Source organism: Mesorhizobium sp. M7A.F.Ca.MR.148.00.0.0 (assembly GCF_003997735.1).
Lineage (GTDB): Bacteria > Pseudomonadota > Alphaproteobacteria > Rhizobiales > Rhizobiaceae > Mesorhizobium.
Genome location: NZ_RZTB01000624.1, coordinates 1 through 254 on the forward strand (window position 1 = coordinate 1; position 254 = coordinate 254).

Here is a 254-nt window from a genome sequence, read left to right on the forward strand (position 1 = left end):
AAATAATTAGGATTGAGCAAGAAAAACTTATGGATCTGTTGTGGAACGGTTGCCGCCGCTGAATGCGATCAAGGCTTTTGAAGTTGCCGCCCGTGCCGGCAGCTTCACCTTGGCCGCTTCTGAACTCGGCGTGTCCTCTGCAGCGGTCAGCCAGCAGATACGCAATCTTGAGAACTGGTTCGGCAAGCAACTGTTCGTGCGCACCGGCAACCGCATCGCGCTCACCGATGCCGGCCACGCCATCTATCCACAGA

At 55.9% G+C, this 254-nt stretch carries 1 protein-coding gene; it reads left to right on the plus strand.

Annotation, left to right across the window (positions count from 1 at the left end; genetic code table 11):
* Positions 1-40: 40 nt before the first annotated feature.
* A partial coding sequence (locus EOB49_RS35575) for a LysR family transcriptional regulator (protein ID WP_127383577.1) occupies positions 41-254 on the plus strand: 214 nt, incomplete at its 3' end.